Here is a 10,531-nt window from a genome sequence, read left to right as displayed (position 1 = left end):
TCGGTCTCGGCCGTCTTGGCCTCCTCGACCGTGATCACGCCCTCGTTGCCCACCTTCTGCATGGCGTGGGCGATCATCTCGCCGATCTCCTTGTCGCCGTTGGCGGAGATCGTGCCGACCTGGGCGATCTCCTCCGAGGAGGCGACCTTGCGGGAGCGCTCGCTGATGTCCTTCACGACCGCGGCGACCGCGAGGTCGATGCCGCGCTTCAGGTCCATCGGGTTCATGCCGGCGGCGACGTACTTCACGCCCTCGCGGACGATGGAGGCGGCCAGCACGGTGGCGGTGGTGGTGCCGTCACCCGCGATGTCGCTCGACTTCGAGGCCACTTCGCGCACCATCTGGGCGCCCATGTTCTCGAACTTGTCGGCGAGTTCGATCTCCTTGGCGACGGTGACGCCGTCCTTGGTGATGCGCGGGGCGCCGAAGCTCTTCTCGATCACGACGTTGCGGCCCTTCGGGCCGAGCGTCACCTTCACCGCGCTGGCGAGCAGCTCGACGCCGCGCAGCATCTTCTCGCGGGCGTCGACGGAAAAACGGACGTCTTTGGCTGACATGGACAATCTCTTCTGTTGTCGTTCGGCCCCGAGGCGCGCCGGAGCGGGCGCCTCGAAGGGCTTGGGCAGCATCTGCGGGAGCGGACGCCCTCAGAGCGCCGGCTGCCGAAACGGGTACCGGTTCGGCGTTCGCGGGCGCGTCGAATCAAGGACTGAGTGCCGTACCCGATTGCAGTGCGATCAGGGACGGCGCGATCCGGTACGACTCTAGGCGACGACGCCCATGATGTCGGATTCCTTCATGATCAGAAGGTCCTGGCCGTCGATCTTGACCTCGGTGCCGGACCACTTGCCGAACAGCACGCGATCACCGGGCTTCACTTCCAGGGGATTGATCTTGCCGGCCTCGTCCCGGGCACCGGGTCCGACGGCGACGACCTCGCCCTCCTGGGGCTTCTCCTTGACGGTGTCGGGGATGATGATCCCGCCCTTGGTCTTCTCCTCGCCCTCGATGCGGCGTAGCACCACGCGGTCGTGCAGCGGGCGAAACTTCATGTGTGGCATCCTGGTCGTCCCGCCTGCGGGTCTCGCGTCGGCATGACGGAGCCCGGACGGGAAAGGCGGCGGCGGACCGAATCATCCGCGCCGGGTGTGGATCTCTTAGCACTCAATCGGCGAGAGTGCTAACGCGCTTCGAAGCCGCCGGGCTCGATCGCGGCCCTCCGAAGCGGCTGAGCCTGCACGGGCGGCCTGGAATATTGAAAGTCGCACACCAAAACAACATCGCAAGAAGCCGCGATTTCGCCGGCACGCCAGACGGTTTTTCTCCGCGGCCTATTTCGGGATTGTGATTATCCCGGCGATGCGCTAGAGATCACGGATCGATTTGAGGCCAGATATTCGGCCGTCTCGCCACAACAGGGCGAGCGCTCTGCATCTCTCCCATTTTCGACGACTCGCGGATGAGCGCATGCACGGCGTGCGCTCGACCCATTCGATCGTCCAGCGTTCGCTGCCCGTGCAGCGCATCAGCAGCAAACACTGGATCTTTGTTACCGTATGATGATTCTGGTCGGCCGGAATGCTGGTCGATCGCATCATGCTCTAAAGCAGTTGGAATATTTATGACCATCGGCACCGTTAAGTGGTTCAACGAGACCAAGGGCTTCGGCTTCATCCAGCCTGATGACGGCGGCAAGGACGTGTTCGTGCACATCTCGGCTGTCGAGCGCGCCGGCATGCGCAACCTGATCGAGGGCCAGAAGCTCTCCTTCGAGCTGGAAACCGACCGTCGCAGCGGCAAGCAGTCCGCCGGCAGCCTCCAGGCCGCCTGAACCGAGCGCCTCACCAGAGGACGCGTTTCGAAGCCGTTCCCTGTGTGGAGCGGCTTCTTCTGTTTCTGGACCGGCATCCGTGATGCCGTTTCGGGCTCTTGATCGGGCATCATCGGTCTCCGAAACGCTTTCGGGATGATGCTCTCGCCACCGGCGCTGCGAAGCGCGCGAGGAGTATCCGTGGGTCAATTCAAAGAAACGCAGCTGTCCGATCGTCTCGAGGCCGGCGCGAAAGCCAAGGAAGAGCGGCTGGCCCAGTTCCGTGCACGGCCCGCGGCGGACGATCCGGCCGTCCTCGCCCGGCAGGCCGAGCGCCAGGCCGTCGTCGAGGCCCGCGAAGTGCGGGTGAGCGAGCGGGAGGCCGCCCGCGCCGCCGCCGAGGCGGTCCGCGCCGCCGAAGCCCTTGCCGAACAGGAGCGCGCAGCGGCCGAGATCGTCCGTCAGGCCGCCGAGAAGGTCGAGCGCCAGGCCGCCCTCGCCGCCGAGCAGAAGGCGACCCGCGATGCCCGCTTCGCCGCTCGCAAGGCCAAGGTGAAGCGGTAACGCATCGCTTCCTGCGAAAGCCGTCTGTCCAGGCTTTCCCCCGGAATCACCGTGTCATTCCGGGGCCGCGACGCGGAGCCCGGAATGACGGAGTGGCGCCTTGGGTAGGCGCGCAGATCTCGAACCGTTCGCAAACCGGCCCACCCTTCTCAGTCACGCGCGCCTCGTCTCGTCCGACGCGAAGAACCGGTTCGGCGGGCGCGGCAGGCCGAGATGGTCGCGCAGGGTCGTGCCGGCGTAGTCGCGCCGGAACAGGCCGCGCCGTTGCAGTTCCGGCACGAGCCGGTCGACCACGTCGTCGAGCCCCTCGGGCACGAACGGGAACATGACGTTGAAGCCGTCGCACCCGCGGCTCTCCAGCCATTCCTCCATCCGGTCCGCGACCTGCGCGGGCGTCCCGACGAACTGAAGCCCGGCATAGGCGCCGACCTTGCGGGCGAGGTCGCGCACGGTGGCGCCGGTCCGGCGGGCCTCATCGAGAATCTGGGCCTGGCTGGTCTTGCTGGCGTTGGTCGCGGGGATTTCGGGCAGGGGCGCGTCGAGATCGAACCCGGAGGCGTCGACCCCGAGCCGCACCGACAGGTTGGCGAGCCCGCTGTCGGGATGGACGAGGTCGTCGAGGCGCGCCCGCTTGGCCTGCGCCTCGGCCTCGGTCTCGCCCAGGACCACCAGGGCGCCGGGCAGGATCTTCAGGTGGTCGGGATCGCGCCCGAGCGCCGGCATCCGGCCCTTCACGTCGGCGTAGTAGGCCTGCGCGGCCTCCAGGGTCGGGCTCGCGCCGAACACCATCTCGGCGGTCTCGGCCGCGATCTGCCGTCCCGCCTCCGAGGCGCCGGCCTGAACGATCACCGGCCAGCCCTGGACCGGCCGGGCGATGTTGAGCGGGCCCTTCACCGTCAGGAACGCGCCCCGGTGGTCGAGGACGTGCAGCTTGTCGGCATCGAAGAACAGGCCGCTCTCCGGATCCATCCGGAAGGCGTCGTCGGCCCAGGAATCCCACAGGCCGGTGACCACGTCGTAGAACTCGCGCGCCCGGGCGTAGCGCACGGCATGGTCGAGATGCGCGTCGCGGCCGAAATTCAGGGCCTCGTCCGGGTTGCCCGAGGTGACGAGGTTCCAGCCCCCGCGGCCCTTGGAGATGTGGTCGAGCGAGGCGAACTTCCGGGCCACATGATAGGGCTCGTTGTAGGTGGTCGAGGCCGGGGCGATCAGGCCGATCCGCGACGTGAGGACGGCCAAGGCCGGCAACAGCGTCAGCGGATCGAACGAGGTCACGGTGGCCGAGCGGCGCAGGGCCGCCATCGGCATGTTCATCACCGCCAGGTGGTCGGCCATGAAGAAGGCGTCGAAATTCGCCGCCTCCAGCCGCCGGGCGAAGTGCGCCAGATGCTCGAAGTTGAAGTTCGCGTCCGGGTAGCCGCCCGGATAGCGCCACCACGCCGTGTGGATCCCCACCGGGCGCATGAACGCGCCGAGATGCAGCTGGCGGCCTCGACTCATGTCTGCGCTCCACTCACGGCTGCGCTCCGCGGCGGCTCACGGGTGCTTGTGGATCGGATCGACCCAGTGGACGGATTCGGGCCGCTCCACCGGCTCGACATCCGGGATGTTGACCACCACGGCCTCGTTGTCCGAGCGCACCAGAACGCAGTGCAGGGGCTCGTCCGTGGAGGCGTTGATCTCCTGGTGCGGCACGAAAGGCGGCACGAAGATGAAGTCCCCCGGCCCGGCCTCGGCCACGTATTCGAGCCGCTCGCCCCAGCGCATCCGGGCGCGGCCGGAGACCACGTAGATCACGCTTTCCAGGGCGCCGTGATGGTGCACGCCGGTCTTGGCGTCGGGCTGGATCGCCACCGTGCCGGCCCAGATCTTCTGGGCGCCGACCCGGGCGGCGTTGACCGCCGCCTGCCGGAACATGCCGGGGGTCTGCGCCGTGTTGCTGTCGAGCTGGTCGCCCGGGATCACGCGCACGCCGTCATGCTTCCAGCGCGCCGCCCCCTCCCCTGCGGGATGATCGTGATCATGGTTGTGATTTTGGCCGTCCTCGTGGGCATGGCTGTGGGTGTGGTCGTCGCCGGTGTCATGCATCGTCAGGACCTCTGATCCGGGGAACCGCCCCTCATCATTGCACCGCGACCGGGACTTTCGACAGGCCTGGGGTGAGACCCTGGGATGGGGCTTGGGAAAACCCCGTGTCGAAGATCGCCGCCGCCCGTGGCGCGCGGGCCTTCGGGATCAGGCCGGCGCGGACGTAGAGCTCGATGGTGCGCTGCTCGTCGGCGATCACGTCGGCATTGATCGGCACGGTCCGGTAGCCGGCCCGGCTGAACCAGCGCAAAGGCACCGCCTCCGGCAGGCCGATCAGCTTCGACCACACCGCCGCGTAGGGCGCCGGGTCCTCGAGCGCCCAGGCCCGGGCCTTCGCGAGGCGCGCGGCGAAGTCGGCGAGCAGCGGCCGCTTGGCCGCCAGGGCGCTGTCGCGCGCCACCGTGAAGGTCAGGCCCGGGGTGATGCCGTTGCCGTCCCGGACCACCCGGGCCAGGCCGGCGAGTTCGGCCGCCGAGGTGTAGGGCTCCCAGGTCGCCCAGGCATCCACGGACCCGGACGCGAGGGCGATCTTGGCGTCGGCCGGTGGCAGGAAGCTGAACACGACGCCGTCGAACGGCAGCCCCGCCTCCTCCAGGGCCGCCAGGACGACCTGGTGGCCGATCGAGCCGCGGTTGGTGGCGATGCGCTTGCCCTTGAGATCCGCCACGGTGCGGATCGGCGAATCCCGCGCCACCAGGATCGCCAGCCCGTCCTGCCGGTTGCGGAACGCCATGAACGCCTTCACGGGCGCCCCGGCGGCGGCCGCGAAGGTGAAGGGCGCGTCGCCGACGCCGCCGGCATCGATCGCCCCGGCGTTGAGCGCCTCCAGCAGGGGCGCGGCGGCCGGGAACTCGCTCCATTCCAGCCTGTAGGGCAGGCCGTCGAGCACGCCGGCCGCCTCCATCAGGGCGCGGGCGTTGCCGCGCTGGTCGCCCACCCGCAGCACGTCCTCCGCCCGGGCCGGCGTAACGACCAAGTGGGCCAGAAGCAGGAGGGCCAGAAGCAGGAGGGCGAGCCCCGAAGACAACGCGGCGCGCATCAGGCGGCCTCGGCGGCGCTGCCGCGGGCTGCCAGCGCCGCCTTGAACGCCGGCAGCAGGTCCCGGCCGTACTGGATCGCGTCCTCCAGGGGATCGAAGCCGCGGATCAGGAAGGTGCGGATTCCGAGGTCGTGATAAGCGAGCAGCGCCTCGGCGACCTGCTCGGGCGTGCCGACCAGGGCGGTGGAATTGCCCGCCGCCCCGGTCTCGGCCGCGATGGCAGTGAACAGCCGCGTGTCGAGGCGCGCACCGGCGGCGGCCGCCGCGAGCAGCCGGCGCGAGCCCTCGTTCTGCGGCGCGGCGGCGGGGCCGACTCCCCTGGCCGCCCGGGCGGCGCGGGTCCGGGTCAGGATGTCCTCCGCCCGGGCCCAGGCGCGCGCCTCCGTCTCGGCCAGGATCGGCCGGACCGACAGGCTGAAGCGCGGGTGGCGCCCGTGCGGCGCGGCGGCCTCCCGGACGCGCCCGATCAGGTCCCGGACCTGGGCCTGGGTCTCCCCCCACAGGGCGTAGGTGTCGGCGTGCCGGCCGGCCACCGCCAAGGCCGCCGGCGAGGCGCCGCCGAAATAGACCGGAATGGCGTCGACCGGCTTCACCTCGGAGAAGCCCCGCTCCACCCGGTAGAACGTACCCGCGTAGTCGAACGGCGCGGTGGCGGTCCAGCTCTGTCGGGCGATGTCCAGGAACTCGGCCGTGCGGGCGTAGCGCTCGTCCTTGGTGAGGTGGTCGCCGTCCTGGGCCAGCTCCCGGTCGTCGCCGCCGCTGATCACGTGGATCGCGACCCGGCCGCCGGTGAGCTGGTCGAGGGTCGCGAATTGCCGGGCCGCCACGGTCGGCGCCGTGAAGCCGGTCCGGTGGGCGATCATCAATCCCAGGCGCTCCGTCACGGCGGCGACGTGTCCGGCGAGCAGCAGGGCGTCCGGCGCCGTCGCATGGAACGCCATCAGCACCCGGTCGAACCCGCCCCATTCATGCGCCTGGGCCAGCAGCTTCAGGTAGTCCCGGTCGATCGCCGGACCTTGGGCCGGGTGGATCTCGGAGGTGTGGCGGGGGGCGACGAAGCCGATGAACTCGACGGCCTCCGGGGGCAGCAGACTCATGGAAGATCTCCGTGTCGGGTTATCGGACGTCGAGGGCGGCCTTGCCGGCGGCGACCCGTACCGCGTCGGCCTGGGGCCAGTGGATGCGCGCGCACAGGACGTCGCGCAGGTGCCGCTCCAGCGGGTTCGCCCGCGCCAGGGCGGCGTTGCCGCAGAACTCGACGGCGCGCTGGACCACGGCGATCGCGTTCTCGGTGACGGTGAGCTTCACGAAGCCGGCCTCGTGCGGCGGTGGCGGCCGGCCGGCATCGACCTCGGCCGCCAGCCCGGCGACGAGGCGGGCATTGATGGCAAGCAACTGTGCGTTCTCGCCGACCGCCTCCTGGACGCGCGGCAGGCTGGCCAGCGGCGCCCCGAGACTGCCGGGCTTGCGCGCAAGCAGGTAGCCGACGAACCAATTCTGTGCGGCCCCGGCTACCCCGTCGTAGAGCGCCGCCAGGAGGCCGCAGCTCCAGGCCTGCTGGGCCGGGTCCGGCCGCTGCCAGCCCTCCGGCGGCCGCAGGTCGACCGCGTGATCGTCCGGGACCGGCACATCTTCGAAGAACACGTCGTGGCTCGCCGAAGACCGCAGGCCGAGATGGTCCCAGGTCTCCGCGACGCGAAGGCCCTTCGCTGCGAACGGCACCAGCACGTTGCCGATCCGCGGCACGTCTTCGTCGGTTCGGACGAAGACGACCCCGTAGGCGAGCCCCGGCGCGCCGGTGGCGTAGATCTTCCGCCCGGTGATCCGCCAAACCTTGCCATCGCGCCGGGCGATCGTCTCGGGCACCCCGCCCCGGGCCGGCGTGCCCAGTTCCGGCTCGACCCGCAGGGCGTTGATCAGCGCCCCGGTCTCGACGGCGGCCCTGCCGACCGCCTCGGCGACGGCGCGTGGCCAAGCCGAATCCGCCCGATGGATGATCCCGTGCTGCAGACACTGCATCGCCAGCACCAGGGCGGTCGCCGGATCGCCGGCCGCGATGGTGCGGACCGATGCGGCGGCCCGCACCAGTCCGGCGCCGCCGCCGCCCAGCCGCCGCGGCACGGTGAGCGCCAGCAGCCCGGCCGCGCGCAGCGCCGCGATGTTGTCATGCGGGAACGTGCCGGCGCGGTCATGCCCGGCCGCACGGTCCGCGAAGGTCTCGGCCAGGCTACGGACGATGTCGGGAAGCGGGACGGCGAGGGTCATGCAGGCGAGGGGGGCTGCGAAGCGGGCCGCCATCGTCCGCCCGGCACCGCGACGGGTCAACGAAAGGGTTTTTCGAATATTGCGCGGCGGCAGGACAGGTCTTCGCCTCGACCAGCCGATATCGAGAAAGAGCTTACCGCCGACGCGTGGATCGAAGGCGTTTCCTGGTTAAAGCCGCGCAGCCGCATCCCACGTCGGCTCATGCCGGTGGCAGGCCGTGCTGAATCCGACCCCACGCGCCGCCCCCCCAAAAAAAGGCCGGCCGGACCTGTCGGGGTCCGGCCGGCCTTCGGTCCGGGACAACACTCAGTGCCGCGGCAGGCTGTGCAGCGCCTTCAGGAACACGTCGACGTCCGACTTGGTGTTGTAGAAGGCCAGGGAGGCCCGCACCGACTGGTCGACCCCGAACCGGCGCAGGGCCGGGAGGGCGCAGTGATGGCCCGAGCGCACCGCGATGCCGTGCGCGTCGAGATGGTGGGCCACCGCCGCGTTCTCCTGCCCCTCGATCACGAAGGACATCACGCTCGCCTTCTCGCGGGCCGTGCCGATCAGGCGCAGGCCCTTCACTTCGGCGAGACCGCCCTGTGCGTAGTCCAGAAGGTCGTGCTCGTAGGCGGCGATCGCCGGCAGGCCGATCCGCTCCAGATAATCGAGCGCCGCCCCCAGGCCGACCGCGCCCGCGATGTCCGGCGTGCCCGCCTCGAACTTCTCCGGGGCGCCCTTGTAGACGGTCCGGGTGAAGGTGACGTCCTCGATCATGTGGCCGCCACCCTGCCAGGGCGGCATCGCGGCGAGCAGCTGCGTCTTGCCGTAGAGTGCGCCCACCCCCGTCGGCCCGAACACCTTGTGGCCGGAGAAGACAAGGAAGTCGGCGTCGAGGGCCTGCACGTCGAGCGGCATGTGCGGCGAGGATTGCGCCGCATCGACCAGCACCGGCACCCCGTAGGCGTGGGCCAGCGCGATGATCTCCCGCACCGGGTTCACGGTACCCAGCGCATTGGCGACATGGGTCACCGAGACGATCTTCGTCCGGCCCGAGAGCAGGGCCGCGTATTGCTCGAAGATGATTTCGCCCCGGTCGTTGACCGGGATCACCCGCAGCGTCGCACCGGTCGCCTGGGACAGGAGCTGCCACGGCACGATGTTGGCGTGGTGCTCGATCGTCGAGACGATGATCTCGTCGCCCGGGCCGATATTGGCTCGCCCGAAGGAGTTGGCGACGAGGTTGATCGCCTCCGTGGTGCCGCGCAGGAAGACGATGTCGTCCTTCGAGGGGGCGTTGAGGAAGCGGCGCACCGCCTCGCGGCCACCCTCGAACAGGTCCGTGGAGCGCGCCGCCAGGGTGTGGGCGGCCCGGTGGATGTTCGAGTTGTGCCGCCCGTAGAACTCCGAGGTCGCGTCGATCACGGCCTGCGGCTTGTGCGTGGTGGCGGCGTTGTCGAGCCAGACCAGCGGGTGGCCGTTGACGCTCTGGTGCAGGGCCGGGAAGTCCCGCCGGACATGCTCCACGTCGAACGGTGCCGCCACGGGGCTCGCCCCCTGCGCGGTGAGCCCCGTGGCGGGCCCCGGATAGCGGGCGGGCTCCACCCGCGGGCTCGCCGGCGCCTTGCGGGCTGGCCCCGGGCCGGCGTTCAGGAAGTAGTAGTCGGACAGCGGCGCCTCGGGCGCCCGGGACAGGTGGCCGGTTCGCGCGAAGCTCTCCTGGGCGACGTCGCCGCCCGGCCGCGCCGGGTCGGCCGGCACGAGTTGCGGCGCGATCGCGTGCGCGAAGGCCTTGGCCCGGGGATGATCCCCGGCGACCTGCCGGTACAGGTCGGGACCGCCCGGGAAGGCCGCCGGCGCGGTTGGGAAGGACGCCGGCGCGCTCGGGCCCCCGAAATCCGGCAGGACCGGACGCGGGCTCGCCGGATGGACCGGCGGGATCGCGGCGACGTCGAAGAAGGCCGGGCTCGCCGGCGCCAGGTTCGGCACGATCGGGCCGGTGAGACCGGGCACGCCGAGCGCGGGACCGCCGAACGACCGGGCCGCGAGGGCGGAAGCATCCGGCTGCAGGCCGGAGGGTTGCCCCCCGGCCGGAGCCGAGGGGATTCCCGTGGCCGCGCTCGGCACCGGGGCGCCGCCCGATCCCTGAGGCAGGCCTTCGAGGGCCCGCGGGACCTGCGGTCCCGCGGGCAGCGTCGGGGCGAGGGGCCGGCTCGCGGCCTGCCCCTGCTGGTAGATCTCACGGGCGAGGCGCCCGATCAGATCGCTGTGGGCGAGCTCGGCCGGGCTCGCCTCCGGTCGACCGAAGGCCAGTCCCTCAGGCATAGTCATGGTAGTTGCCGAGGAGGACGTTATCGAGGCGGGCGATCGAGTCCTCGACCAGCACGGCGGCCGAGAAGTAGCGGGTCACCAGGTGCGAGGCGATCGAGTGATCGTTGGTGCCCATGTAGCGCACCGACAGTCCGGGCTCGATCTCGCCGGTCACGCCCGACTTCTGCAGGCCGACCACGCCCTGCTCGCCCTCGCCGACGCGCAGCAGCAGGATCGAGGTGGTCTCGGCGCCGGTGACCGGATCGATGTCGATCGGCAGCTTGTCGCTCGGCACCAGCGGGACGCCGCGCCAGGTGATGAACGGGGCGCCGAACAGGTGGACGACGACCGGCGGCACGCCGCGGCGGGTGGCCTCCCGGCCGAAGGCCGCGATGGCGCGCGGATGCGCGACGAAGAAGGCCGGCTTCTTCCAGACCAGGGTCAGGAGCTCGTCGAGATCGTCAGGGGTGGGC

At 70.7% G+C, this 10,531-nt stretch carries 10 protein-coding genes and 1 pseudogene; 2 read left to right on the top strand and 9 right to left on the bottom strand.

Annotated elements, in window-relative coordinates; translation table 11 throughout:
- Both FV242_RS30205 and groES read right to left on the bottom strand, forming a co-directional pair.
- Positions 1-557: TCP-1/cpn60 chaperonin family protein (locus FV242_RS30205; protein WP_281407122.1), on the bottom strand; the 557-nt coding region annotated here is incomplete at its 3' end.
- A 207-nt stretch (positions 558-764) separates the two neighbouring features.
- Positions 765-1,052, bottom strand: coding sequence for a co-chaperone GroES (gene groES / locus FV242_RS30200; protein ID WP_007565402.1), 288 nt, complete (start codon positions 1,050-1,052; stop codon positions 765-767).
- Between the two features lie 569 nt (positions 1,053-1,621).
- Between groES and FV242_RS30195 the strand changes: the two genes are divergently transcribed.
- Positions 1,622-1,831, top strand: a complete 210-nt coding sequence (locus FV242_RS30195) for a cold-shock protein (protein ID WP_147856337.1) — start codon at positions 1,622-1,624, stop codon at positions 1,829-1,831.
- A gap of 180 nt (positions 1,832-2,011) precedes the next feature.
- Positions 2,012-2,374: a DUF6481 family protein gene (locus FV242_RS30190; RefSeq protein WP_187193508.1), complete on the top strand. Its 363-nt coding sequence runs from the start codon at positions 2,012-2,014 to the stop codon at positions 2,372-2,374.
- A 153-nt stretch (positions 2,375-2,527) separates the two neighbouring features.
- Here the strand turns inward: FV242_RS30190 and FV242_RS30185 are convergent, their stop codons facing one another.
- The 7 genes and pseudogenes from FV242_RS30185 to FV242_RS30155 form a co-directional block, all read right to left on the bottom strand.
- Positions 2,528-3,874 (bottom strand): LLM class flavin-dependent oxidoreductase, encoded by a 1,347-nt coding sequence (locus FV242_RS30185; protein ID WP_147941490.1) that lies wholly within the window; start codon positions 3,872-3,874, stop codon positions 2,528-2,530.
- A 36-nt stretch (positions 3,875-3,910) separates the two neighbouring features.
- Complete coding sequence (locus FV242_RS30180) at positions 3,911-4,462, bottom strand: cupin domain-containing protein (RefSeq protein WP_147908562.1); 552 nt, start codon at positions 4,460-4,462, stop codon at positions 3,911-3,913.
- A 34-nt stretch (positions 4,463-4,496) separates the two neighbouring features.
- Entirely contained in the window at positions 4,497-5,501 is a 1,005-nt protein-coding gene (locus FV242_RS30175; RefSeq protein WP_210248975.1) for an ABC transporter substrate-binding protein, read from the bottom strand.
- Positions 5,501-6,598, bottom strand: a complete 1,098-nt coding sequence (locus FV242_RS30170) for an LLM class flavin-dependent oxidoreductase (RefSeq protein WP_147941489.1) — start codon at positions 6,596-6,598, stop codon at positions 5,501-5,503. Before FV242_RS30170 ends, FV242_RS30175 begins: the two co-directional genes overlap by 1 nt.
- Before the next feature lie 19 nt (positions 6,599-6,617).
- Positions 6,618-7,766 (bottom strand): acyl-CoA dehydrogenase family protein, encoded by a 1,149-nt coding sequence (locus FV242_RS30165; protein ID WP_147941491.1) that lies wholly within the window; start codon positions 7,764-7,766, stop codon positions 6,618-6,620.
- Positions 7,767-8,072: 306 nt separating this feature from the next.
- On the bottom strand, positions 8,073-10,079 hold the full coding sequence (locus FV242_RS30160; RefSeq protein ID WP_147941488.1) for a family 2A encapsulin nanocompartment cargo protein cysteine desulfurase: 2,007 nt from the start codon (positions 10,077-10,079) through the stop codon (positions 8,073-8,075).
- Positions 10,066-10,531 (bottom strand): annotated as a pseudogene (locus tag FV242_RS30155) (cyclic nucleotide-binding domain-containing protein); the annotation flags it as partial. The gene FV242_RS30160 and the pseudogene FV242_RS30155, both read right to left, overlap by 14 nt.

Origin of the sequence: Methylobacterium sp. WL64, assembly GCF_008039945.1 — a bacterium.
Taxonomy (GTDB): Bacteria; Pseudomonadota; Alphaproteobacteria; order Rhizobiales; family Beijerinckiaceae; genus Methylobacterium.
The sequence above is the reverse complement of the archived record's forward strand: the minus strand, read 5'-3'. Positions and strand labels throughout refer to the sequence as shown.